Consider the following 24,341-nt stretch of genomic DNA (forward strand, 5'->3'; position numbering starts at 1 on the left):
CTACGCTAAGCCCACTTCTACCAACATGCGTTCCGCAATGCGGTCGAGAGGTAAATCTTCTGTAGAGATGCCCGCTTTCGCAACCGCTTGTGGCATACCGTAAACCACACAACTGTCTTCATCTTGAGCCCAAATTGTTGAGCCTGCTGATTTCAACATGCGTGCGCCTTCACGACCGTCAGCCCCCATACCTGTCAGTACCATCGACAATACTTTGTCACCGTATACTTTTGCAGCAGAGCCAAACGTAACATCCACACAAGGTTTGTAGTTCATGCGGTCGCCGCCATCGATAATGCGCAGACGAGCAGCACCTGCACGACCGTCGATCATCATTTGCTTACCGCCTGGCGCCAAATAGGCAACGCCAGCTTGCAATACATCACCATCTTGAGCTTCTTTTACTTGGATCTTACAAAGCGTATTTAAACGACTTGCAAAAGCAGCAGTAAAAGTAGCTGGCATATGTTGGATCAACACGATTGGGTGCGGATAGTTTACGGGTAAACGAGTCAGAATTTTTTGCAGAGCAACAGGACCACCAGTGGAAGTACCGATAGCTGTTAACTGATATTTCTTACCTGAAGCGCGGTATTTTGCTGCCACAGGGCGACTTGCAGTTGCTGCGGCAGGCGCAGTATTGCGTGATGCTAATGGACGAGTTGTTGAGCTCGGTGCAGTCGCAGCAGGTTTCGCCATTGGGCGACGCATAAATGCGCGCTTAGAAGCAATTTGAATGACACGTTGTTGGAGTAGAGATACCGCTTCATCACGGTTACGAGCAATATCTTCAAATTTCTTCGGTAAGAAGTCCAATGCACCAGCGTCTAGTGCGTCAAGCGTAGCCTTCGCCCCATCATGAGTCAGGGACGAAAACATTAGGATTGGCGTAGGAGACGTAGCCATAATTTCACGCACGGCAGTAATACCGTCCATGACTGGCATTTCAATATCCATAGTGATGACGTCAGGTTTTAGAGTTTTGGCTTTCTCAACCGCTTCTCTGCCATTAACCGCAACGTCTATCACTTCTAGGCGCGATTCTGAGTTGATGATTTCGCTAACGCGACGACGGAAAAAACTCGAATCATCAACGACTAGTACTTTAATCGCCATCTTATTCCTTTTTTCAACTCCAGCTTCGCTTAAATGCGCGAAGCTGCAGCGTATTGCTTAAGTAGATCTGGCACATCAAGAATCAATGCGATGTGACCGTCACTGGTAATCGTTGCACCTGCCATACCTGGCGTGCCTTGCAATAGGTTATCCAGTGGTTTGATAACCACTTCTTCTTGACCAATCAATGTATCCACCACAAAGCCGACACGTTGGCTACCAATTTGAACGATAACAACATGACCATGACCAATGCGCTCTTCTACACGTGGCGACTTAGAAGCTAACCAGTTTTGTAGGTAGAACAGTGGGATAGACTTATCACGTACGATAATGGTTAGTTGACCATCAACAACGTTGGTACGGCTAAGATCTAAGTGGAAGATTTCATTAACCGATGCAAGAGGCAGTGCGAACGGATGACCGCCAACACCAACCATTAGTGTTGGTAGGATCGCAAGCGTCAGTGGTACTTTGATGGTGATCTTAGTGCCTTTACCCAATTCTGAATCGATATCGATAGAACCGTTCAAGGTGTTGATCGCCGTCTTAACCACGTCCATACCTACACCACGACCAGAGATATCAGAAATCTTCTCTTTGCTCGAGAAGCCTGGTGCAAAAATGAGGTTGAAACACTCTTTATCCGACAAGCGTGCTGCTGCGTCTTCATCCATCATGCCGCGTTTTACTGCGATACCACGGAGTTTATTGGGATCCATACCGCCGCCATCGTCAACGATAGCCAGTTCAATATGGTCACCTTCTTGCGATGCAGACAGAATCACTTTACCAGTACGAGATTTACCCGCTTTCGCGCGGTCGTCTGGCATTTCGATACCATGGTCAACCGAGTTACGCACCAAGTGTATCAATGGATCTGCAAGTGCTTCTACTAGGTTTTTATCAAGATCGGTTTCTTCACCGCGCATTTCAAGCACGATGTCTTTATTTAGGTTACGCGCCAAGTCACGAACAACGCGTGGGAAGCGACCAAACACTTTCTTGATTGGCTGCATACGCGTTTTCATTACCGCACCTTGAAGGTCTGCGGTAACAACATCTAGGTTTGCTACTGCTTTCGACATTTCTTCGTCGTTGCTATTTAAACCAAGACTTAGTAGACGGTTACGAACCAATACAAGCTCACCCACCATGTTCATGATGGTGTCTAGAGTTGAAGTATCAACACGCACTGTGGCTTCTGCTTGTGGTTTCTTAACCGCAGGCGCTGCTGCTTTTGCTTCTTCTTTTACTGCAACCGGTTTTGCTTCTGGCTTAGGTGCCGGAGCTGGTGCTGGAGAAGGCGCAGCTGCTACTGGAGCAGGCTGAGGTGCTGGAGCTGCTTTTGGCGCTTCAGGCGTAATATTTTCTGATGCTGGTTTAGTCGCAAAATCTAACTCTTCGATAGATGGACCTTTACCCGAACCATGTAACTCGTCGAGAAGTTTTTCAAACTCTTCATCGGTCATCAGATCGCCGTCAGTTGATGCTGACGCAGTAGGAGCAGCAGGCTCTGGCGCTTTAGGCGTTTCTACTGGTGCCACTTCTGATGCCGATGGGCTCTTACCTACGCCATGCAGCTCGTCAAGAAGACGTTCAAATTCATCATCAGTGATATCACCACTGTCTAATGAAGGTGCACTTACTGGCGTTGGAGCTGCTGGCGCAGATGCACCCGGAGCAGAACCTTTACCGTGTAACTCATCCAGCAGTTTCTCAAACTCGTCTTGAGTGATTTCATCAACAGAACCCACGCTAGAAGGTGCTGCTTCTACTGGCGCTGCTGGTTGTTCGATAACTGGCTCTGGAATAACTGGTTCTGGCTCAGCAACTGGCACTTCAACCGCCGCAACGACTTCGTCTTCAGACTCAGGTTTGCATAAACGATGAAGTTCTTCCAACAGTGCAGGATCGGCTGCATCCAGTGGTTCACGGTCTTGAACCGCTTGGAATTGATGGTTAACCGTATCAAGCGCTTTTAGCATGGTGTCCATCAAACTTGGCGTGACTGAACGCTGACCGTTTCGCAATACGTCGAACACGTTCTCAGCACCGTGACAAGTGTCAACCAGCTCTGCCAATGATAGGAAGCCTGCACCACCTTTTACAGTGTGAAAGCCGCGGAAAATCGCGTTTAGGAGATCTTTGTCTTCTGGATTATTTTCCAGTTCAACCAACTGCTCAGACAGCAGCTCAAGAATTTCCCCAGCCTCAATTAGAAAGTCCTGAAGAATATCTTCGTCTAAATCGTAGCTCATACGTTACCTTTAAAATCCAAGACTGGACAACAAGTCGTCGACTTCGTCCTGCGATGAAACCGCATCTTCCCTGAGTTCAGGGTGAAGAATCGGGCCTTCTGCTTCGCTTGATTGTTTAATCTTTTTATCTGACGGTTCTGGCAAAACTTGAGTCTGTTCTTCTGGTTTATTTCCAGAAAACACGGTCAAGATCTCAACCAGGCGATCTTCCACTTCATTGACAAGCGTGATCACGCGGCGAATGATTTGACCCGTTAAGTCTTGGAAGTCTTGTGCCATAAGAATTTCGGTCAACTGACCACGCAATTCAGTGCTATCACCTTCGACTTGAACTAACAGCCCATCGATACGGTGGCAAAGTGCTTTGAAATCGCTTAATTCGATGCGTCCGTGCATGAGTTCGTTCCACTGAGGGCGAACTTGTTGAAGGCACTCATGCAGGTTGTCGGCGATAGGTAAGCAGCAATCAACCGCATCCATCGTTTTATTCGCTGCCAACTCAGTTTTATCAATCACGTATTGCAGACGGTCCCTTGCGTCCGGGATTTCTGCTTTCGCAATTTCTGTCATGCGTTGATCGATGTTGAAGTGCTTAAGTGAATCATGAAGGTCGCGGGTTAATGTTCCGATTTCTTTTAGCATCGGATTCCCATCGCTTTCATATATCGAGGCAACAAGCTCATTGGCTTGGTCCTGTTCCCCGTTTTCTAGCATCTGAACGAGCGACTTCGCCTGCTCTAGTGAGATCATCCTGAATAGACCCTTTTTTACGTTTAGTTCTTTCTTATCGCTTTTTAAACGTCAAGCGAGCCACCCTTTAGTAGTAGGTATTAGAAGTGATGACTCGATTAACAAAGAGAAAGAGAGAGTTATAAACGTTCGAAAATTTTATCTAATTTTTCTTTAAGCGTTGCAGCTGTAAATGGCTTAACGATGTAGCCGTTAACGCCTGCTTGCGCTGCTTCGATGATCTGCTCACGCTTTGCTTCCGCTGTGATCATTAGCACAGGCAAGTGCTTCAGTTCAGCATCAGCACGGATGTGTTTCAGCAAGTCGATGCCTTGCATACCTGGCATGTTCCAGTCGGTTACAACAAAGTCGAAGTCACCTTTTTTCAGCATAGGTAATGCAGTTAAACCATCGTCCGCTTCTTGAGTGTTATTGAAACCCAAGTCACGAAGCAGGTTTTTAACAATACGGCGCATTGTTGAGAAATCATCAACAATAAGGATCTTCATGTTTTTATTCAAAATTGCCTCCACTGAATCGTAAAATCAGTGTGTTTAGTCATTTTGTGTCCACGCACTGAGCTTGGTGCGTAAACGTTGCATCGCTTGACTCAGTATTTGGCTTACGCGAGATTCGCTCACACCCAACACATCGCCAATCTCTTTCAAATTGAGTTCTTCGTCATAATAAAGCGAAAGTACTAAAGCTTCACGCTCTGGAAGCTGTTTTATTGATTCAACCAGTGCTTTTCTGAACGATTCATCAGCTACGCCCTTAAACGGATTGCTGTCATCGGTCTCATCAGCCGGTGAAATCACATCATCAGAGACGCCTAAATCTTCAATTCCCACTAATTTTGAGCAGTTTATATCGGTAAGAGCACTATGATATTGGTCTAGTGTCATACCAAGATGCGCTGCTACTTCAGCATCAGATGGGTCGCGATTTAGTACACCTTCCAGCTCTGCGATCGCTTGGTTAATTTCGCGATTGTTCTTATGAACAGAACGAGGTACCCAGTCGCCTTTGCGAATGTCATCTAACATTGCACCGCGAATACGGATACCCGCATACGTTTCAAAGCTCGCACCTTTAGAACCATCATAATTCTGCTGAGCTTCGATAAGACCGATCATGCCGGCCTGAATTAAATCCTCTACCTGAACACTCGGCGGTAAACGGCCTAACAGGTGGTGAGCAATACGCTTAACCAACACCGAGTAACGTTCAATGAACGCCTGCTGGCTATTAAATTTGCCATGTTGGTTATAGGTAATCGCTTTATTCACCAAAAGGGTCCTCTGCGAATTCAGTACGATTTAGCAACCTTTCCACAAAAAACTCTAGGTGTCCACTTGGTGTTTTAGGTAGTGGCCACGTTAGTGCTTTGTTCGCTAATGAGCTGATCGCTAAAGCCGCAGGAGAACGTGGGAATGCGTCCACAACGATCTTCTGTCTTTTCACGGCTTGACGTACTTTGTCATCCAATGGAATACATGCTACGAGTTCAAGGCTGACATTCAAGAAGCGCTCTGTGACTAGAGTCAACTTTGCGAATAATTCTCTGCCTTCACGGTAGCTTCTGACCATATTTGCAACAACTTTGAAGCGCTGAACCTGGTGTTCTTTACTCAACAGCTTGATTAATGCATATGCATCAGTGATTGAAGTTGGCTCATCGCAAACCACAACCACAACATCTTGAGCTGCTCGTGAAAAGCTAATCACCATGTCAGAAATGCCCGCAGCTGTATCAATCAACAGTACGTCCATTTCCTCTTCAAGACTACCAAATGCACGGATGAGTCCAGCATGTTGAGCATGAGACAGCTCAGTCATGCTTTGTGTGCCAGAAGTTGCAGGGACTATCTTTATACCATAAGGGCCTTCAACAATCGCATCTTTTAGCTCACATTCACCCGCAAGGACATGCCCTAGGTTACGTTTTGAACGAATTCCGAGCATAACGTCCACATTAGCTAGACCTAAATCTGCGTCGAGAACCATCACTTTTTTGCCTTGGCGTGCCATGCAGATCGCCAGACCCAGTGTTACGTTTGATTTACCCACACCACCTTTGCCGCCAGTAACAGCGATTACTTTAGTCAATGATGGTTGTGTTAAGCGACGGAGGCCGCTTGCTTGATCGTGTATCATATTCTCAGTCATAGTAGTCCGCCGCCCTAGAGTCCTTCGTTATCACTATTCCAAAAGTGAGGTTCGTTCTCTGTCGACTTCTCTAACAGTTCATTTGCTTTCGCAATCATGTATTTTGGTTGTGCTATCACAATGTCTTCTGGTACGCGCTGACCGTTGGCAATGTATGCCACTGGCATCGCGTTCTGAATCACCACGCTGATGAATTCGCCTAGACTTAACGACTCGTCAAGCTTGGTCAAAATACAACCCGACAGCGGAATGCGTCGGAAGTGATCCAGAGTTTCCTGCAGAACTCGACGTTGTGCAGTAGCTGGCAAAACAAGGTAGCTGTGAATCACTTCTCCGCTTTCTTGCATTAAGGTATCGAGCTGCTCAGAGAGTCTTACGTCTCGTTGCCCCATCCCTGCCGTATCGACCAAAATCAGTCTTCTGTTTCGTAGCTGATATATAACATCGGCTAACTCGTTAGAATCTTTAGCAACTCTTACAGGACAACCCATAATTCTTCCGTAAATTGAGAGCTGCTCATGTGCACCTATACGATATGTATCCGTTGTCACAAGGGCAACATTATCGGCACCAAACTCCATTGCCGCACGTGCCGCTAACTTAGCCACCGTAGTCGTTTTACCCACTCCAGTTGGACCAAGTAATGCGACGACACCGCCACGCTTCAGAATGTCTTGTTTCGGAATGTTGATCTGATCCGCCACAAGAGACAGCAGTGCTTTCCACGCTCGCGCTGGTTTCGTATCTTCTGGAATGTAGCAAGCCATTTGGTCGGCAAGTTCAGGTGAAACACCCATACGCTCCAAACGCTTAATCAGCATTGCTCTTAATGGCTCGCGGCGTTCTACCTCTTGCCACATCAAACCCGACACTTGATGTTCCAACAAACGACGAATCGACGTCATCTCTTCACGCATGTTCTCTAGCTCATCGGCAGAGTCATCGCGTTCATCCGATGGACGGCGACGGTCATAGCGCGTTGGATCCAACTTAGGAGTTGGGCGGTCAAATCGGTTGTCTTGCGCAATCAGTTTCGCCAGTGGCGAGTCTGGTTGGTAAGGCGCAGGTTTCTCTTGGTTATAGCTTTCACGGTGCTTATTTTGGCGCTGCAGCAATGCGGACAAAGAATCTTCATTCTCTGCGACATGGTCATCTGACTCGGCTGCACCGCTGCTGTATTGCTTGAGCATGTTCGCGAAACGTTGCGTCATTGAGCCTGATTTATCTTTGTTCGCGTTTAGGCTAATTCTGTCATCATCTAAACGGCGATCTTGGAAACGCTCTGAAGCAGATGACGGCATTTGACGTTGTTCGCTATAACGATTTGATTGAGCTGCGCCACGGTTAGGAAGCGATTGCGCTTGTGAGGTTGGTGCTGCGTTAGACTCACCGTCAATCGCTGCAACGATCTCTACACCGCCCGCCACTTTCTTGTTCGACATGATCACCGCTTCTGCGCCAAGTTCTTCTTTCACTTGGAGCAACGCAGTTCGCATGTCTTTGGCAAAAAATCGTTTAATTTTCAAACTATGAATCCATTAATGATGCGAAGGGCTTAGTTGCCCACCGCTTGCACAATTCTGATCTGTTTCTCGTCCGGTATTTCTTGGTAAGACAGTACGCGGAGGTTAGGTATTGTGTTCTTAACGAACTTAGCCAGTGTTGAACGCAATACACCAGATGTCAGCAGAACCGCAGGTTCCCCTTTCAGTTCTTGCTCTTGTGTCGCTTGGCTCAGAGAGGACTGAAGTCGCTCTGCCAATCCCGGTTCGATACCGGCAGATTCGCCACCTGATGCCTGCATTGTTTGATGCAATATTTGTTCCAGTTCAGGTATAAGCGTTATCACTGGTAACTCTGGCTCTATACCATTGATTTCCTGAACAATTAGACGTTTCAAACTGATACGAACGGCAGCAGTCAAAATGTCAGGTTCTTGACTCTTGCTTGAGTACTCCGCCAAGGTTTGCACAATGGTTCGAATATCACGAATCGGAATAGCTTCGTTAAGTAAGTTTTGCAGTACTTTCACTACCACACCAAGCTGAAGTTGGTCTGGGACAAAATTCTCAACCAACTTAGGTGCACTGCGCCCTAGCATTTCCAATAGGTTCTGTACTTCTTCGTGACCAATCAATTGCGACGCGTTATTGGTAAGCAATTGGCTTAAATGCGTCGCTAACACGGTTGAAGAGTCAACCACCGTGTAACCTAACGCTTGAGCATGTTCACGCTGCTCTTCACGAATCCAAACCGCTTCCAGACCAAATGCCGGGTCCATGGTTGGCTCACCTTCGATCATGCCGTAAACCTGTCCAGGGTTAATCGCCAGCTCTTGGTCTGGGCGAATTTCTGCCTCACCAACGGCAACTCCCATTAAAGTTATACGATAGCTATTAGGTGTCAGCTCAAGGTTGTCACGAATATGAACCGCAGGGATCAAGAAACCAAAATCTTGCGAAAGCTTCTTACGTACCCCTTTTACACGTTCTAGCAACTCACCGCCTTGGTCACGGTCAACCAAAGGAATCAAACGATAACCAACTTCTAGACCGATGATGTCGACGGGTTGCACATCATCCCAAGACAGTTCACGTTGAGAGATCGGCTCACTGCCATCTTCAGCTTTCGCTGGTAATGCTGGCTCTTTGGCTTTTTGTTTCTGTTTTTTGTCCAGCCAATAGGCACCACCACCCGCGATTGCCGCCAGTGACAAGAACGAGAAGTGCGGCATGCCCGGAACGATACCCATCACGCCAAGGATAGCAGCAGTAATCATCAATGCTTTTGGGTTGTCGAACATCTGAAAAATCAGCTGCTCACCCATATCTTCATCGGTATTTTGACGCGTTACCATCATCGCCGCTGCGATAGAAAGTAATAACGATGGAATTTGCGCTACCAAGCCGTCACCAATGGTCAGCAAGGTGTAGATTTGCATCGCTTCAGAGAAGCCCAAACCGTATTGCGCCATACCAATCGACAGACCGCCAATGATGTTGATAAACAGGATTAAGATACCTGCAATCGCATCACCTTTTACGAATTTTGACGCACCATCCATTGAACCGTAAAAATCGGCTTCTTTGGTAACTTCAAAACGGCGTAAACGCGCTTGGTCTTGGTCAATCAAACCGGCGTTCAAGTCCGCATCGATCGCCATCTGCTTACCCGGTAAGGCATCCAAGGTAAAGCGAGCACTTACCTCAGAAATACGACCAGCACCTTTGGTAACAACCATAAAGTTAATGATCATCAAGATGAGGAAGACCACAAGACCGACGGCGTAGTTACCACCGATAACTACGTTACCAAACGCTTCGATAACGTTACCCGCAGCGTTACCCCCTTCATGACCATAAAGCAGTACCACACGAGTAGATGCAACGTTCAACGCCAGACGTAATAAGGTTGCAATAAGCAGCACCGTTGGGAAAGCCGCAAAGTCGAGTGGACGACGTGTGTAAACGGTCACTAACAACACCACCATGGCTAAGGCGATGTTAAAAGTGAAGAACAAATCCAACAGAAACGCTGGTATGGGTAGTACCACCATTGCAAGGGTGGCCAATACCATAACAGGCGCACCAATGGCAGGCATGGAGCGCTGTGGGATTCGTGGTAATTTATCTGCAAAAGGCAGGCTTAACTTCATACTGCGAGGTGTCTCAATCGGTCTGGAGCATCACGTTAGTACAAACATACTATTAGTATTACGCGACAGCTTTCGCCTAAAAGTTTAGGTATTGTTGTTGATTAGGGCGATATAAGCAATGTGTGTACCATGATTAACGCCAAAATAATGACTAGTTGCTCAAAGAAATTACAATCCTTTGATCTAATGTGAATTTTTGTCTAATCCATCAATGCAATTATTTTCATTAGTGGCGATGTTCAGGAGGGATAGGCAGGTCATAATCTTGAATCTTAGGTCGTTGACCGCCACGTTTGCGATACTGCTTAAGTTGGAACACAAACGCGAGCACTTGTGCTACGGCAGTAAACAGTCCATCTGGGATTTCTTGTTCCAACTCTGTGGTGTGGTAAAGCGCACGCGCCAAAGGTGGAGCAGGAACAATAGTAATGTCATGTTCGCGCGCCACTTCTCGAATCTTCATCGCCATATGGTCGGTACCTTTGGCGATCACTACAGGCGCACGGTCGGTTTTCTGTTTATAACGCAGTGCGACGGAAAAGTGCTCCGGGTTGGTAATGATAACGTCCGCCTGAGGGACATCAGCCATCATTCGACGCTGAGCCGCTTCTCGTTGCAGCATACGAATACGACCTTTGACCTCCGGTTTACCTTCGGTCTCTTTGTATTCGTCTTTGACTTCTTGCTTGGTCATTTTTAGTTGATCGGCGTGCTGCCAAATCTGAAATGGAATATCGATCGCAACAACGATAAGCAACGAGCAACTGATCAGTAAAATAAAGTTAAGCAAGATATCCAGCGCATGGAATATGTTCTGCGGATACACGTCCATACTAAGTTGAATCAAATCCGCTTGTGAGGCTTGGATGAGGTATATCGCCATACCCGTCACAAGTGCGACTTTTAAGATGGACTTGATAAGCTCTACCCAACTCTGCATGCCCACCATACGCTTTAAGCCGCTAAGCGGGTTCATTTTGGAGAGTTTTGGCATCGCCGCTTCAGCAGAAAAGCTAATGCCCCCCACACCAGCCGCGCCAATCATTGCAGCAATAAACAAGGTAATGAGGATAAGAAAAAGTGGAAACAGCAGATCGCCCATCGCACCAAATGCAATGTCGAACAACTTAGCCGTATCAAAAATCTCATCGCGTTTGAGATCAAATAAGCGGCTCATAATGGAAAACAACGAACGTGCCAAAGACTCGCCAAACCACATTAAGGCGATAGCACCAACAATCAATACCGATGCTGATGCGAGCTCTTTAGACCGAGCAACCTGCCCCTTTTCTCTGGCTTGTTGTAACCGTCGGGGCGTGGCTTCTTCGGTGCGTTCTTGACCGTCTGACTCTGCCAATCCAGTCTCCTAGCAATCTAAGCGAATGAGGTTACAAATCTGCTCCTCACCCACTGCCCAGAACAATTCATAATGACTGTACAAACCCGCCAAAATGTACCAACAAAGTAATAAACCGACCATCAAGGCAAACGCAAAACCAAGCGAGAAGATATTCAACTGAGGCGCGGCACGGGTCATTACACCAAATGATAAGTTAATCGTAAGCAGCGCGATAATGCCGGACAACGACATACTCAAAGCGGTCTTAAACATGATGCCAAGCCAGCCGGCCATTTCGCGAAAATCCACCGCATTAAGCGAGCCAGAACCTATCGGCAAGGTTTTAAAACTGAACACCACCAGTTGCAGCATTTTCAAATGCCCATCGGTAGCAAGGAAGAACATGGTCGCTAAAAACATGAACAGCTGACCAAGCAAAGGTGTGTTTTGGCCGTTCGCTGGGTCGACCATGGACGCAAAACCCAAGCTCGATTGCATACCCAAGATCTGACCAAGTAGAACAAAGGTTTGAATCATAAACTGGGTCACCATGCCCATCGCAACACCAATTATGATTTGTTCCGCAATGGTCATGAAACCACGAAAAGAGAGCAGCTCAATATCCTGCGGCACAGCTGGAATCGCCGGAGCAACGGCAAAAGTGATCGCTAAACCTAGGTAGAGTCGAATTCGAGGCGAAACAAAACGTGCCCCTGTCACCGTCATCACCATCAACATGGCAGAGATACGTGTGTAGGGCCAGAAGTAATTCGCGATCCAGTCGAGGACTATATCGGTAGGATACTCCATATGCGCCTCTAGTAGAGCACCTGTGGAAGACGTTCAATCAGACCGAAGAAATATTCCATCAACATCTGTGTCATCCAGTGACCAAATAACATCAACGCCAATAAAGTCACAATCAAACGAGGTAAGAAACTCAACGTTTGTTCGTTGATAGAGGTTGCCGCTTGGAAAATCGCGACAACAAGACCGATAAGCAAGCTTGGGATAATAATGGCACAGACCATGATCAGCACCATCCAAAGTGCATCACGGAAAAGCTCGACAAACATTTCAGGAGTCATGTCTTACCCTCTTCTCTCTGTGCCAATCTAAAGGGCAAAACTGCCGGCGAGTGTCGACAATATCAGGTTCCACCCATCCACCAGCACAAACAGCATCAGCTTAAATGGTAGCGATACGATCATTGGTGATAGCATCATCATACCCATAGCCATCAACACCGACGCAACAACTAGGTCGATGATCAAGAATGGTAAGAACAGCATGAAACCAATTTGGAAAGCGGTCTTAAGCTCAGAAGTAATGAAAGCAGGAATCAACACCGCCATCGACACATCTTCTGGGTTTGTCACCTCTTCGCCAGACATATTGACGAAAGTTTCCAAATCTTTGATTCGAGTCTGCTTGAGCATGAACGCTTTCATCGGCACTTGAGCCGCATCAAAGGCTTCACGCGCCGTCACTTGTTCATTCAAATAAGGCTGAACCGCTTTATCGTTGATCTCATTTAACACCGGTGACATGACAAAAAAGGTAAGAAAGAGCGCAATACCGATGATGACTTGGTTGGAAGGCGTCTGTTGCAAACCCATGGCTTGCCGTAAGATCGACATCACGACCACAATGCGAGTGAACGAGGTCATCAAGATCACCATCGCTGGCAAGAAGCCAAGCATCGTCATCAACGCAAGGATTTGTAAGGTAACCGAGTAATCTTCGCTACCATCGGCGTTGGTGGTCATAGTGAAAGCAGGAATACCGCCCCCATTAGTCACTGACATAGTGCGACTTGAGCCTGATTCACTTTCCATCGCTTTCACGGTCACGCTGTCACCTTGAGCGAGGTTAGCAGGTAACGGCGACTCCTCTGCCTGAGCAAACGAAAGTGAAGAAAACAGCATTCCGACCATCAGCACAAACACGCTGAACATCAGGCGGATTGAATTATCCTTTGTCATGTTTTTTTATTAGCTGGCTGAACTGGCTAGCAAAAGCACCGGTGGCCAACTCTTCCTCTTTCAGTGGCGTTTCAAGTTTGGCAAGCGTTTGAATGGATTGGCTAGTAATACCAACCAAAAACTGCTCTTCTCCTACTTGAACAACCGCAATTCGTTCTTTAGTACCAACCGGTAACTGGCTAATAATACGCAGCCCTTTTTGTTGACCCAATGCTGGTACTTGCATGCGTTTTAGCATCCAAGCGAGCAGAAGAATCACACCAATAACCAGCACCAAAGAGCCCAGTGTCGTCGCCAAATCTAAGTTGCTTGGCGCGGCAGCAAATGCATAAGGAGCACTTAGCATTAAGCCAAGTGCTCCCGTGATTTGCTTCAATCGAGTTTTGATTGAACTGCTCATATTAGCGCAGCTTTTTAATGCGTTCAGTTTGGCTGATCACGTCAGTAAGACGAATACCAAACTTATCGTTGACGACCACGACTTCACCGTGAGCAATCAAAGTACCGTTAACCAATACATCGAGCGACTCACCAGCCAATCGGTCCAACTCCACAACCGAACCTTGGTTCAATTGCAATAGGTTACGGATGCTGATCTGCGAACGACCGACTTCCATCGAAATAGTCACGGGGATATCCATGATGGTGTCGAGTTTACGACGCTCATCATCAGAGATTGGGCTAGAGGTGTCTTTCAACTCTTCCAGTGGCGCTGCCAATACTTCATCAACATCAATTGAAGGCGCAGACGGGTCCTCGCCAAGAGCGGCTGCCCATTCGTCTGCTAGCTTTTGATCGTCACTCGGTTCCATTTTTCTGTCCTGTGTTAAACCTTACTTGCGCACTGTGAGCTTGCTTTGTCCCTGTTGTGAGTACTAGCAGCTGTTGCGACTTAGGGAGTAAGGATTTCTTAATCGTCTGTATCGTCGTCATTCTCAAGCTCAGACATAATGTCTTTACCTAAGAAGGCTAAATCGGTTTTCACTACGTGTGGGCGTTCAATTTCTTCAGAAACTTGCACCGCAAGCTTGTCGTCAGAGCGTCCCATCTTCACGCGGTAAGTCGGTAAATCTTCGATGAACATGGTCGCATGTTCTGGCATTTCAATCGGGATCACATCGCCCGGTTGCAACTCCATCAAATCACGTAGGGAGATGTCTTTCTCAAGCAGATTGACGCGGAAGTTAACCGGACAATCCATGATCTCTTCACGCAGTGCAGAGCTCCAACGAACGTCGGTTTCCATCTTGTCAGATTGAACACCAGCATCGAGCAATTCTCGAATAGGCTCAACCATTGAGTACGGCATCACCACATGGAAGTCACCACCGCCGCCATCCACTTCAATATGGAATGAGCTTACGACAATCACTTCAGTCGGGCTGACAATGTTCGCCATACTTGGGTTTACTTCTGAATCAAGGTATTCAAATTCCACCCCCATGACCGGCGACCATGCTTCTTTGTAGTCCTCGAAAACAATCTTCAATAGAAGCTGGATGATGCGACGTTCAGTTGGGGTAAATTCACGACCTTCAATTTTGGCGTGGAAGCGACCATCACCGCCAAAGAAGTTTTCTACCAAGATGAAGACTAAACGCGCTTCCATGGTGATCAATGCCGTACCTTTTAGTGGACGGAAACGCACCATGTTCAAACTGGTTGGAACGTACAGAGTATTTTGGTATTCACCAAACTTCATCATCTGTACGCCGTTAATCGAGACCTCAGCGGTTTTACGTAACATGTTAAACAGGCTGATACGCATGTGTCGTGCAAAACGCTCGTTGATAAGTTCGAGCGTCGGCATTCGACCACGTACAATCCTGTCTTGAGACGAGAAATCGAAATTGACGGCACCTTCGGTGTCGTTATCTATGGGTTCATCAACGTCATCGACATCATCAACCCCATGCAGAAGCGCATCAATCTCGTCTTGGCTTAATAGATCGGTCACGTTTTACCTATTGAATCACAAAATCTGTAAACAGTACTTTTTCAATCACTGGCTTACCAACAGCAGCATTGAGTGCAGCTTTGATATCGTCAGAAGCGCGGTCACGCAGCTCAACACGTCCCGTAGGGGAACGAAGCTGCTCAACGGTTGCCGATGCAAAAGTTGACAACAATGAACTCTCAATCAACGGAGAGTGGTAACGAGCTAATTGCTCATTTTCACTGCCACGCACCATCAATTGCGCTTTGATTTGTACCAGTCTGTCACGACGGTCGCCCGTCACGTTAAAAATAAAGGGTTGCGCGATATTCACATAAGCGATCGGCTCAGCCGCTGTTTGCGCTTGTGCTTGCTCGGTCTGCTCCGCTTGCGCTGGCTCATCAGAGCCCATTAAGAAGAAAGCGGCGGCACCACCACCAACCAGCAAAACCACCACTGCGATAATGATGATCAGTAATTTACTTTTTCCTTTTGGCGCATCCGCACCTTGTAACTGTTCTTCTGCCATTACTGTCTCTTATTGTTCTGCTTTTTCTAGACCGCTATTTTATGCGTAAAAACTAATTCCATCACGCTTTGAAACGACATTCAAATCAAGATTCGTGTCGGCATCAAAGTTTTCATCTGACTGACCAGAAAATCCACGACCTTGCCCGCCTTGACCATTCTGTTCAGCATTTGCGTAACCACTTTGCTGCTGTCCACTGCTCTGCTGCTGTACAGAAGAATCCGCCAGCTGCATACCTTGTTGTGCTAGCATCTCTCGAAGGCGTGGCATTGTCTGTTCGATCAAATCACGTGCCTGTGGATTCGCCACTGTAAAATGCACGTTAGCGAGATCGTTGTTCATTGTCATGCGAATTTGCATGCGCCCTAACTCTGGTGGGTCAAGGCGAATATCGAGGTTTTTCAAGTTCTTCGACATCATCATTTGTACTTTTTCTGCCACCTGGTCATTAGCGAGCTCTTTGGTAAGCTGCAAAGGCAGTTGGGCTTGTTGAGCGGCATCCACTCGCGCTTGTTGCTGAGCCGTCACACCTTGTTGACCTGCTGCTGCTTGAAGTTGCCCCGCCAGTCCATGTTGTGGTTCTGGCTTATCTTGTTTACTGCTTGCTCCTTTTAGCGCACCGGCCGCAAGGCTCGCGTTCATAACTTTCTTACTTAACTCTGCGCTTGATGTTGCGTGCGCGGTCGGATTCATGCTTGCAGCAACCAAAGCTTCTGGCATAGCTGACATAGCAGCTTTATCAACATTGGTCGCCACGGTTGGCTGCGCAGTGGCTTGTGCGGCTGCGTGTTTAGCGTCCTGAGCAACAATATGATGTGCTTGCTGAGCCGCCACTGCTGATGCTGCAACACGAGTCGGAGTGTGGGCCACCTGATGCTCCACCATCGCAGCTTTAACATCACTTGGCAAGGCGACAAACTGAGCAAGATCTTGTTCTGGAATATCCGCAACCAACTCACCCGTTTTTAACCCTTCAATCACATCAATTTCTTGTTTTGAAAGTGGTTTACCTTGTGCCAGTTTGGTATCGATGATGTGTAACTCATCAAGCGTAATTCGTTTAACAGGTACCGCTTCTGCGTCACCAGATAAGCCTTGTTGTAGTGCAGCCGAAGCGGTTAGTGCTTCAGCACCAGCAAATACTTCAGCGCCTTGCATTGTTTGAGGTTGCACGCCTTGCGCAACGACTTGACCATTCACTGCGGCTTGCGTAGTTGCATTCACCGTTGCTTCCGTATGGGCAGCTTGCGCACTAGGTGAATTCCAATCAATTTGCGCAGGAGCTTGAGCACTTGTTTGTTGTTGCACTAGGTTTGAGGCTTGTTGCTCAGTCATGTCTTTAGAAGCAACGACGACAGGCTTACCATTAGCATCGAATACGACCTTCTCATTACCAGTCGAAGAAACTGCTTCCCCTTGCTGGACAGACCCAGCAGCAAGAATCGCCTGCTGCTCAGGAGTGAGTGGTACACTTTGCGCCTTATCGTTCCCTATTTGTGTAACATTAAGTTCTGGTGGCAAGGCTTTGCCGCTATCAACTGAAGACTCAGTAGGTTTAAGAGTCTGGTTGGCCTGTTCTATACGACCAAGAAGTTGCTCACCTTCTCCCATCGCGTTTTTTACATGAGCACTTTGAGCTTGTTCTGTATCAGCAACTTTTACGTTTTGAGTTTGGCTTGTCGTTGATGATGTAGCCAGAGCCGATACAGACTCAGATCCGTCTTCACTTTTCACAACATGCCCGTCTACCGACGAATTTACCGCAGCCACTTTTGCTGCCGAGCCTGGTTTTTCTGAATTGGCAGCTTGCTCATTATCTGCTCCCTCTGACGACTTCGTTGACTGATTATGTGTCAGCAGCGCATCGGTGGACTCTGACGATGTTGTTTTTTCACCGTCTGCCACGACTTTTTCTTGGCTCTCACCTTCTGAGCTTACCGATGCTACCTTTGCAGCGTCATCTGTGGTTTCTGCCGAAGCTTCTGACGCATCAGGTTTTGCGACGGCTTTTTCTGATTTTTGTGAATCGGTAAACACCCCTGCTAAGGTTTCAAAAAAACCTTTGCTTTCAGGGTCTTCTGCAGCAACTTTATTCGAAGAATCGGAAACCGAGACCTTACTGGTTGCAGAAACATTGGATAAATTCACATTCATATAGAAACTCTCGTTATCGGCAGCGTTGAGCATGGCGCTGTCGGATTGCTCATTGGCGGCAAACTTGGGTCATGAGACCCGTTACTGTCGGTTAAATTGCAAAAATCACGCCAACCTATAGTGTGGAATTTCTGACGGAGCAAAGAAGGGATACGGATGGAACAAAGATCAAACTTGCCGTAAATCTAGTGACTTTATTAATTTGACTGCGGAGTCGTTGAGGAGTAAATAAAAAAACCTCGCTCAACCTTTAAGGAATCGCTTTGAAAGTCACAGAATTACGCCAATACAAAATCAAAACTGGCAAAACAGAGCAATGGTTAACGTGGATGAAGGACGAATTACTTCCCTATCAACGCTCCAAAGGCATGCGCGTATTAAACACGTATGTTCATACAGGCGAAGATGGACATGACTACTTTGTTTGGCTGCGCGAATTTGACAGTGAACAAGCACGCCAATCACTTTACGCCGAAACCTACAACGAGTGGTGGATTCGAGAAATTCGACCAAAAGTGTTTGAGTTAATTGAGCAAGATTCCGTCAAAGTGACCTTGTTGGAATCGGTAGAAATGTAATCTACGCCAACATCGAGAGTAAGAACATTTAGAATCGTTGCGGTTTCCGGCTGTACAGTAAGGTAGAAAACTCATCCATCTGCTTTTGTTCGCGCTTGGCTTCCGCAATTTGCTTTTCCTTCTCGCGCTTTTCGATCATCCACTCATAAGACATACGCTCTTTACGCATGTTTAACCAGTAATCTTGGCAGTTAACCACCTGTTCTTTAAAGTGGCTTTCGGCTTGCTTTTGTTTGGAAAGCGTTTCATCAAGCTGGGTTAAAAAGCGATTCAAGTGACCGTATTGGCTCGCAGTGAGTCCTGCCATACCACGATCTACCAGTTGCTGGCAGTAATCTAAACGGTACTTTTCAATCTGCTCAACTTGGCGGTAATAATCTTCTAGCTCTGTGCGGGCTTTATTGAGCGCTAATACTGCTTGGTCTTCGCGCTCTTTTGCCTGATCAAGTAGGAACTCCATGGCGTTATTCATGCGCTATTACCCACCCAAGATGCTCTTCAACATATTGACACACATGTCATAAGGCACAGACTCTTTCATGCGTTGCTGCAAGTATTCATCCAATTTTGGCTTAAGGGTAAACGCGCCATCGATAGCAGGATCAGTACCCGGTTTGTAAGCGCCAATCGATACCAGGTCTTGGTTCTTACGGCAAATCGACAACACCTGACGGACCGCTTTCGACATCAATACATGCTCTTCAGTGGTGATTTGCGGCATAACACGGCTCACCGATTTCTCTACATCAATGGCTGGATAATGACCTGCATCCGCCATTTCACGAGACAACACAATGTGACCATCTAGGATCGCACGTGATGCATCGGCGATCGGATCTTGCAGATCGTCACCTTCGGTCAAAACAGTAAAGAAAGCGGTAATTGATCCTTGATCATCACCACCATTACCAGCGCGTTCCACCAGCGCTGGCAGTTTAGCAAATACCGAAGGCGGATAACCTTTGGTTGCAGGCGGCTCACCCACAGACAATGCAATCTCACGCTGTGCTTGAGCAAAACGCGTCAGAGAGTCCATTAGTAGGAGAACATCTAGTCCTTGGTCACGGAAGTATTCGGCAATCGTCAGTGCCGTTTGACAGCCTTTCAAACGCATCAAAGGAGAAGCATCGGCAGGTGCAGCCACCACCACAGAACGGCGGCGTCCATCTTCACCCAAAATCTCTTCGATGAATTCTTTTACTTCGCGTCCACGTTCACCAATCAGACCAACGACAACGACTTGTGCTGTCGTGCCTCGCGTCATCATACCGAGTGTGACCGATTTACCAACACCCGAACCAGCAAACAGACCGATACGTTGTCCTTTACCTACGGTCAACAAACCGTTAATGGCTTTTAAGCCGACATCAAGCGGCTCAGAAATAGGTTTACGTGCTAGGGGGTTTATTGGTTCGGCATTGAACGAAGCTCGATGCTCCGTGTAAAGAGGACCAAGACCATCAAGTGGGTTGCCCACACCATCAATAACACGCCCAAGCAGTTCCATTCCGACTGGCAAACCGGCTTCACTGGTTAAGGGCGTCACTTTCGCGCCCGGTAAAATGCCCGTGATTTGCTCACTCGGCATTAAGAAAAGGTTATCACCAGAAAAGCCCACGACCTCCGCTTCCATATGACCGGACATGGTCTCGACTAGACACAAACTACCAATCGGAGCACGACAGCCTGTCGCCTCTAAGGTCAAGCCTACAACGCGAACGAGCTTGCCTGAAGCAACTGGGCGCGTGGTTAGCCCTTCGATTTTGTAGTTTTTTAAACGGTCCGCCAAGGCTTGCATGGATTACTCGCCCCCTTGATGGCGGTTTGCGCCACAGAAGCTGTTCAACACACTTTTCACGCGTTCTTCCATACGATAGTTGATGCTCGATTCGCCAGCAGCAATCTGTACGTCGCCACGGTTTAATGACGGCTCAGCCACCAAAGTCCAGTTACGACAATCAAGTTCTTCTTCACCGTATGCAGAGCGAATGATCGCAACATCATCAGGGTTCAGGTGCAAGGTGATTGGGTGACCAGAAATTGGAAGCGCTTCAACTGACTGCTTTACAGTATCGAGAATAATTTGCGGGTTGGTTTGCACTTCCACGTGCACCACTTCTTTAACTAGGCATAGCACCATGTCGACCAATTGCTTTTCAACCTGAGCATTCATCAACTCCAAAGGTTGAGCGAACTGGTTTGCCAAGTTCATAAAGGTTTCCACTTGCTGCTGGATATATTCTTGTCCAGCCGTTACGCCTTCGGCTTTGCCCAGTTCCAGACCTTCTGCATGACCAGCTTGAACGCCTTCTTCTTTACCTTTGTCGTAACCTTGCTTAAAACCCGCTTCTTGACCTTGATAAAGACCTTCTTGATAAGCGCCTTGCTTGATCAGTTCAATTTGTTCTTCTGTCAGTTCAAGCGCTTGTTCTTCTTCCGGCTCGTCAAAGTTTGGTACCCAACTCGGATCGTAGTTAAACGCAGTTTGCTTGGCTTGCTTTGCTTTTGGCTCGCCATAATCAGGCAAGCCCCAGCGCTGAGGTTCGATCATCGCATCGTCTTCATCAGGACGGATAAATCCACGTTTTCTATCGCCAGCCATGCTTAACCTACAATCTGTTTATGTTGAAACTTATGTTGAAAATAAAGTGCGTTATTTAAGGAAGTGCTTGCTCCTTTTCTCCCCAGCTTGAAGGAAGAAAAGGAACGAAGAAATGATTATAAGAACTCGTCCGCGCCACCAGATAGCATGATCTCGCCAGCATCTGCCATACGACGAGCAATTGCCAGGATCTCTTTTTGCGCCGCTTCTACGTCTGCTACGCGAACTGGCGGCATTGCTTCGATATCGTCGCGCATCATCTCAGCTGCACGTTTAGACATGTTCTTGAAGACTTTCTCACGTAGAGAGTCGTCGGCACCTTTAAGTGCACGCTGTAGGACATCTTGAGGAACGTCACGCAGCAACTTCTGAATGCCTTGGTCGTCCACTTCCACCAAGTTCTCGAATACGAACATAAGATCTTGGATTTGTGTCGCCATGTCTTCGTCTTGGTCGCGAATTTGCTCCATCAAGATACCTTCGACGTTGTTGTCTAGGTAGTTCATGATTTCTGCTGCTGCCTTCAGACCGCCAATCTTCGCGGCTTGCGCACCCGCTTGACCTGCGAACTGTTTCTCCATGATCTCGTTCAGCTCTGCCAGTGCCGATGGCTGAACTTCTTCTAGGTTGGCAATACGCATCATCAGATCCAGACGCACACGCTCTGGGAACTGAGAAAGAATTTCTGCAGACTGATCCGCTTCTAAGTACGAAAGTACGATGGTTTGGATTTGCGGGTGCTCGTTGACAATGATGCTTGCCACTTGGCGAGGGTCCATCCATTTAAGTGAATCCAGACCTTTCGAGCCTGTACCCAGTAGGATTTGATCAACCAAGTTGTTTGCTTTGTCTTCACCCAGAGCAGCCACCAGCGCATTACGCATAAAGTCTTCGCTGCCCATACCGATGTTGGTGTATTTCTGGATGTCTTCTAAAAACGCGCGGTGCACACCAGACACTTTGTCTTGGCTTAGATCTTTAGCACGTGCCATCGCACTACCAACACGTTGAACTTGTTTTGGTTCTAAGTGACGAATAATGCCGGCGGCATCACCTTCATTCAGGCTGAGCAGCAAGATCGCCGCTTTTTCTTCGCCTGTCATGCTAGAGACATCAAACTCTGCAGGAACGCCTGCGCCGTTTTCATCTTGAGGTACGATATCGTTAGCCATTTTCGTTCATCCAGTTTTTCACAACTTGAGCAGCAAGCTCTGGCTCATTCGCCACCAGAGCACGCACTGCTTTGAGTACATCTTCATCTTTGTGAAGGTTAGGTAAATCGATGCTTGAGCCAAACTCAAACAGTTCACCGCTTTCGATGTCGCTACCAATTAGGCTGGTTTCGCCATCCGCACCAATTGGCAAGCCATCTGGTCCGTACATTTCGTCTTCGTCGTTGTTGGCTGGGTTGAGCAGTTTCTTCATTGCTGGGCGAACCAGTACCAAGATAACCACGATGATCACCAACGCGCTTGCAAACCAACGAACCCAATCGTTGAAGTTTGGATGCTCCCAAATTGGTGGATCAACCATTTGCTCAAGCTCTGGTTCAGCAAACTTGACGCTCAGAACGTTGAGTAAGTCACCACGACTTTGATCGAAACCAACCGTGCCGATCAGAACTTGGCGAATTGCATTAATTTCAGATTCAGACAATGGTGTATAAGTCACTTCACCAGTATCAGGATTCACGGTACGGCGGTCTTTGATCGCAACAGAAACCGTTTGACGAGCCAGCGTACCGGTTTGCTTACGTTCATGACTGATCGTGGTATCAAGCTCAAAGTTACGCGTTGATTCTTTACGTACCGAACCCTGACCAGTCAATGTGCCATCTTTCATTTGCGCCACATCTTGAGGAATAGACGCATCCGCTGGCGGCTGATTGCTCAATGCACCAGGAATGCCCGCGACCATGTTGCCATTGTTGTAATCTTCTAGCGCGTATTCGCTACGGGTTGCCGGAGTATTCGGATCGAAATTCTTTCGGGTTTGCTCAACAGTACTGAAATCCATTTGGATATCCACCTGAGCGGTGTAGTTACCGAAACCCAAAATAGGCAAAAGCACAGAATCGATTTTCTCACGTAGGGCTTGCTCTTGGCTTCGCTCTAGCTCTTGCTCTTTACGACGAGCCGCAGACGCAGGGTCTTGAGAACCCGAGCTAAGCAGGCGACCGTGTTGATCGGTTACCGTAATACGAGAGGTCTTCATGCCCGGAACAGCACTCGCGACCATATCGACGATAGAATCCACTTCTTGCTGTTTAAGGTTCGCACCTGTGGAGAGCGTCAAAAATACCGAAGCAGACGCTTCTTGGTTGTGGCGAACAAACACACTGTGTTTTGGCAGGGCAAGCAGCACACGAGCTTTACGTACCTGCTTCATCTCTTCAATCGCTTGAGCCAGTTGGCGTTCACGGCTGAGCTTCAAACGTTCTTGTTCCAAACGCTGTGATACACCAAAGCCCATATCTTGCAACAGAATATCATCGCCCGCCGCCGTCGCTTGGTTTACACCAGCACGCACCATGCCGAGCTTGATCGAGTTATAGTCACTCGCTTCTACCGAAATGGTATTACCATCTAGCTTGTAATTGATTTTTTGCTGGTCGAGATAGTCCAGCACAGGGATCAGTTCTTCCGTTTCGTAAGCACCTAATGGGCGCATTTCCGGCTCTTTCACCCAGAAGAACAGCATCACGATCAGCGCAACACAGATAGAGATAGACAGCACTAACACGACCTGACGAAGTAAATCGAGGTCGCCTACTGCCATATCGAATTTTGACGCACTGCGCTCTTCAAGATCTGGGTTTTGGCTTTCCACATCCAGATCTGAGCCAGCAATCAGTGCACCATCTGCGCCGCCATCAGTGACGGTTAAATCTGTAGACTTGTCTGCCACACTTATTACCTAAATTACACTGGCATATTCATGAGATCCTTATAGGACTCAACGAGCTTGTTGCGGATTTGAACAGTGGCATCGAAAGCAACACTGGACTTGTTACGAGCAATCATAACGTCAGAAAGGGAAACATCGGCATCACCACGGTCAAAACGCGTTTGCAGGTCACCCGATGCTTTTTGAAGTGAGTTTACGTTATTGATGGCTTTTGTTAGGAGATCACCAAAATCTGCACCAACTTTCGCGCCTGTCGCCGTAGGAGCAGTGTTACTCGCTTCCACCATCATGGCGCGCATTTCTGCCTGAATACCATCAACTTTCATTGTCACCTCTAAGCCAAAAGTTTGACTATTAACTAAAACTGATTATTGACACAGC

The 24,341-nt window shown here is 47.4% G+C and carries 24 protein-coding genes; 1 reads left to right on the plus strand and 23 read right to left on the minus strand.

Annotated features, from left to right (window positions below; all coding sequences use genetic code 11):
- The 17 genes from OH463_RS20815 to OH463_RS20895 all read right to left on the minus strand — a co-directional run bounded on the left by OH463_RS20815 (position 1) and on the right by OH463_RS20895 (position 17,873).
- Positions 1-1,116, minus strand: a complete 1,116-nt coding sequence (locus OH463_RS20815; RefSeq protein ID WP_005448394.1) for a protein-glutamate methylesterase/protein-glutamine glutaminase — start codon at positions 1,114-1,116, stop codon at positions 1-3.
- A gap of 29 nt (positions 1,117-1,145) precedes the next feature.
- Positions 1,146-3,377 (minus strand): chemotaxis protein CheA, encoded by a 2,232-nt coding sequence (locus OH463_RS20820; RefSeq protein WP_269992491.1) that lies wholly within the window; start codon positions 3,375-3,377, stop codon positions 1,146-1,148.
- Between the two features lie 9 nt (positions 3,378-3,386).
- Entirely contained in the window at positions 3,387-4,127 is a 741-nt protein-coding gene (locus OH463_RS20825; RefSeq protein WP_005448392.1) for a protein phosphatase CheZ, read from the minus strand.
- Between the two features lie 119 nt (positions 4,128-4,246).
- Positions 4,247-4,615 (minus strand): chemotaxis response regulator CheY, encoded by a 369-nt coding sequence (gene cheY, locus OH463_RS20830; protein WP_017635949.1) that lies wholly within the window; start codon positions 4,613-4,615, stop codon positions 4,247-4,249.
- Between the two features lie 45 nt (positions 4,616-4,660).
- On the minus strand, positions 4,661-5,395 hold the full coding sequence (locus OH463_RS20835) for an RNA polymerase sigma factor FliA (protein WP_005448391.1): 735 nt from the start codon (positions 5,393-5,395) through the stop codon (positions 4,661-4,663).
- The gene (locus OH463_RS20840; protein WP_009696006.1) at positions 5,388-6,275 is read right to left on the minus strand and encodes a MinD/ParA family protein; all 888 of its coding nucleotides are present in this window, start codon (positions 6,273-6,275) and stop codon (positions 5,388-5,390) included. Before OH463_RS20840 ends, OH463_RS20835 begins: the two co-directional genes overlap by 8 nt.
- Positions 6,276-6,289: 14 nt before the next feature.
- Positions 6,290-7,801 (minus strand): flagellar biosynthesis protein FlhF, encoded by a 1,512-nt coding sequence (gene flhF / locus OH463_RS20845; protein WP_005448389.1) that lies wholly within the window; start codon positions 7,799-7,801, stop codon positions 6,290-6,292.
- A 29-nt stretch (positions 7,802-7,830) separates the two neighbouring features.
- Positions 7,831-9,930 carry a flagellar biosynthesis protein FlhA gene (flhA, locus tag OH463_RS20850; RefSeq protein ID WP_005448388.1) on the minus strand — a complete coding sequence of 700 codons (2,100 nt, stop codon included), beginning with the start codon at positions 9,928-9,930 and terminating at the stop codon, positions 7,831-7,833.
- 226 nt (positions 9,931-10,156) lie between these two features.
- A complete protein-coding gene (flhB, locus tag OH463_RS20855) occupies positions 10,157-11,287 on the minus strand; it encodes a flagellar biosynthesis protein FlhB (protein ID WP_005448387.1) in 1,131 nt (376 codons plus the stop codon).
- A gap of 9 nt (positions 11,288-11,296) precedes the next feature.
- On the minus strand, positions 11,297-12,079 hold the full coding sequence (gene fliR, locus OH463_RS20860) for a flagellar biosynthetic protein FliR (protein WP_005448385.1): 783 nt from the start codon (positions 12,077-12,079) through the stop codon (positions 11,297-11,299).
- A gap of 8 nt (positions 12,080-12,087) precedes the next feature.
- On the minus strand, positions 12,088-12,357 hold the full coding sequence (fliQ, locus tag OH463_RS20865) for a flagellar biosynthesis protein FliQ (RefSeq protein WP_005433008.1): 270 nt from the start codon (positions 12,355-12,357) through the stop codon (positions 12,088-12,090).
- A gap of 27 nt (positions 12,358-12,384) precedes the next feature.
- Positions 12,385-13,254, minus strand: a complete 870-nt coding sequence (fliP, locus tag OH463_RS20870; RefSeq protein ID WP_017817802.1) for a flagellar type III secretion system pore protein FliP — start codon at positions 13,252-13,254, stop codon at positions 12,385-12,387.
- Positions 13,241-13,654, minus strand: a complete 414-nt coding sequence (gene fliO / locus OH463_RS20875) for a flagellar biosynthetic protein FliO (RefSeq protein ID WP_005448379.1) — start codon at positions 13,652-13,654, stop codon at positions 13,241-13,243. The genes fliP and fliO overlap by 14 nt, the downstream gene beginning before the upstream one ends.
- 1 nt (position 13,655) lies before the next feature.
- Positions 13,656-14,066 (minus strand): flagellar motor switch protein FliN, encoded by a 411-nt coding sequence (fliN, locus tag OH463_RS20880; protein ID WP_005448377.1) that lies wholly within the window; start codon positions 14,064-14,066, stop codon positions 13,656-13,658.
- Positions 14,067-14,164: 98 nt separating this feature from the next.
- On the minus strand, positions 14,165-15,211 hold the full coding sequence (gene fliM / locus OH463_RS20885) for a flagellar motor switch protein FliM (RefSeq protein WP_005448375.1): 1,047 nt from the start codon (positions 15,209-15,211) through the stop codon (positions 14,165-14,167).
- A 7-nt stretch (positions 15,212-15,218) separates the two neighbouring features.
- Complete coding sequence (gene fliL / locus OH463_RS20890; RefSeq protein WP_009696009.1) at positions 15,219-15,719, minus strand: flagellar basal body-associated protein FliL; 501 nt, start codon at positions 15,717-15,719, stop codon at positions 15,219-15,221.
- A gap of 39 nt (positions 15,720-15,758) precedes the next feature.
- Positions 15,759-17,873 (minus strand): flagellar hook-length control protein FliK, encoded by a 2,115-nt coding sequence (locus tag OH463_RS20895; protein ID WP_038898835.1) that lies wholly within the window; start codon positions 17,871-17,873, stop codon positions 15,759-15,761.
- A 263-nt stretch (positions 17,874-18,136) separates the two neighbouring features.
- Here OH463_RS20895 and OH463_RS20900 point away from each other — a divergent pair, with 263 nt between their 5' ends.
- The gene (locus OH463_RS20900) at positions 18,137-18,451 is read left to right on the plus strand and encodes an NIPSNAP family protein (RefSeq protein ID WP_005448370.1); all 315 of its coding nucleotides are present in this window, start codon (positions 18,137-18,139) and stop codon (positions 18,449-18,451) included.
- 28 nt (positions 18,452-18,479) lie between these two features.
- Here the strand turns inward: OH463_RS20900 and fliJ are convergent, their stop codons facing one another.
- The 6 genes from fliJ to fliE all read right to left on the minus strand — a co-directional run bounded on the left by fliJ (position 18,480) and on the right by fliE (position 24,286).
- The gene (gene fliJ / locus OH463_RS20905; RefSeq protein ID WP_005448369.1) at positions 18,480-18,923 is read right to left on the minus strand and encodes a flagellar export protein FliJ; all 444 of its coding nucleotides are present in this window, start codon (positions 18,921-18,923) and stop codon (positions 18,480-18,482) included.
- Between the two features lie 6 nt (positions 18,924-18,929).
- Positions 18,930-20,249 carry a flagellar protein export ATPase FliI gene (gene fliI, locus OH463_RS20910; protein ID WP_005448368.1) on the minus strand — a complete coding sequence of 440 codons (1,320 nt, stop codon included), beginning with the start codon at positions 20,247-20,249 and terminating at the stop codon, positions 18,930-18,932.
- Positions 20,250-20,252: 3 nt separating this feature from the next.
- The gene (fliH, locus tag OH463_RS20915; protein WP_005448367.1) at positions 20,253-21,053 is read right to left on the minus strand and encodes a flagellar assembly protein FliH; all 801 of its coding nucleotides are present in this window, start codon (positions 21,051-21,053) and stop codon (positions 20,253-20,255) included.
- 116 nt (positions 21,054-21,169) lie between these two features.
- Positions 21,170-22,225 (minus strand): flagellar motor switch protein FliG, encoded by a 1,056-nt coding sequence (gene fliG / locus OH463_RS20920; protein ID WP_005448366.1) that lies wholly within the window; start codon positions 22,223-22,225, stop codon positions 21,170-21,172.
- Complete coding sequence (gene fliF / locus OH463_RS20925; RefSeq protein ID WP_005448365.1) at positions 22,218-23,960, minus strand: flagellar basal-body MS-ring/collar protein FliF; 1,743 nt, start codon at positions 23,958-23,960, stop codon at positions 22,218-22,220. Before fliF ends, fliG begins: the two co-directional genes overlap by 8 nt.
- 14 nt (positions 23,961-23,974) lie before the next feature.
- Positions 23,975-24,286 (minus strand): flagellar hook-basal body complex protein FliE, encoded by a 312-nt coding sequence (fliE, locus tag OH463_RS20930; RefSeq protein WP_005448364.1) that lies wholly within the window; start codon positions 24,284-24,286, stop codon positions 23,975-23,977.
- Between the last annotated feature and the right edge of the window lie 55 nt (positions 24,287-24,341).

Source organism: Vibrio sp. NFR (genome assembly GCF_027587095.1).
Classification (GTDB): Bacteria; Pseudomonadota; Gammaproteobacteria; order Enterobacterales; family Vibrionaceae; genus Vibrio; species Vibrio harveyi.

Coding starts and splice junctions, on each gene's coding strand:
- fliJ (WP_005448369.1), bottom strand. CDS start 18,923: ATGAATAACGCCATGGAGTTCCTACTTGATCAGGCAAAAGAGCGCGAA.
- fliN (WP_005448377.1), bottom strand. CDS start 14,066: ATGGAACCGAGTGACGATCAAAAGCTAGCAGACGAATGGGCAGCCGCT.
- fliQ (WP_005433008.1), bottom strand. CDS start 12,357: ATGACTCCTGAAATGTTTGTCGAGCTTTTCCGTGATGCACTTTGGATG.
- fliL (WP_009696009.1), bottom strand. CDS start 15,719: ATGGCAGAAGAACAGTTACAAGGTGCGGATGCGCCAAAAGGAAAAAGT.
- OH463_RS20815 (WP_005448394.1), bottom strand. CDS start 1,116: ATGGCGATTAAAGTACTAGTCGTTGATGATTCGAGTTTTTTCCGTCGT.
- fliG (WP_005448366.1), bottom strand. CDS start 22,225: ATGGCTAACGATATCGTACCTCAAGATGAAAACGGCGCAGGCGTTCCT.
- OH463_RS20840 (WP_009696006.1), bottom strand. CDS start 6,275: ATGACTGAGAATATGATACACGATCAAGCAAGCGGCCTCCGTCGCTTA.
- OH463_RS20895 (WP_038898835.1), bottom strand. CDS start 17,873: ATGAATGTGAATTTATCCAATGTTTCTGCAACCAGTAAGGTCTCGGTT.
- OH463_RS20825 (WP_005448392.1), bottom strand. CDS start 4,127: ATGATCTCACTAGAGCAGGCGAAGTCGCTCGTTCAGATGCTAGAAAAC.
- fliR (WP_005448385.1), bottom strand. CDS start 12,079: ATGGAGTATCCTACCGATATAGTCCTCGACTGGATCGCGAATTACTTC.
- fliE (WP_005448364.1), bottom strand. CDS start 24,286: ATGAAAGTTGATGGTATTCAGGCAGAAATGCGCGCCATGATGGTGGAA.
- OH463_RS20820 (WP_269992491.1), bottom strand. CDS start 3,377: ATGAGCTACGATTTAGACGAAGATATTCTTCAGGACTTTCTAATTGAG.
- fliI (WP_005448368.1), bottom strand. CDS start 20,249: ATGCAAGCCTTGGCGGACCGTTTAAAAAACTACAAAATCGAAGGGCTA.
- fliH (WP_005448367.1), bottom strand. CDS start 21,053: ATGGCTGGCGATAGAAAACGTGGATTTATCCGTCCTGATGAAGACGAT.
- flhA (WP_005448388.1), bottom strand. CDS start 9,930: ATGAAGTTAAGCCTGCCTTTTGCAGATAAATTACCACGAATCCCACAG.
- fliP (WP_017817802.1), bottom strand. CDS start 13,254: ATGACAAAGGATAATTCAATCCGCCTGATGTTCAGCGTGTTTGTGCTG.
- cheY (WP_017635949.1), bottom strand. CDS start 4,615: ATGAAGATCCTTATTGTTGATGATTTCTCAACAATGCGCCGTATTGTT.
- fliO (WP_005448379.1), bottom strand. CDS start 13,654: ATGAGCAGTTCAATCAAAACTCGATTGAAGCAAATCACGGGAGCACTT.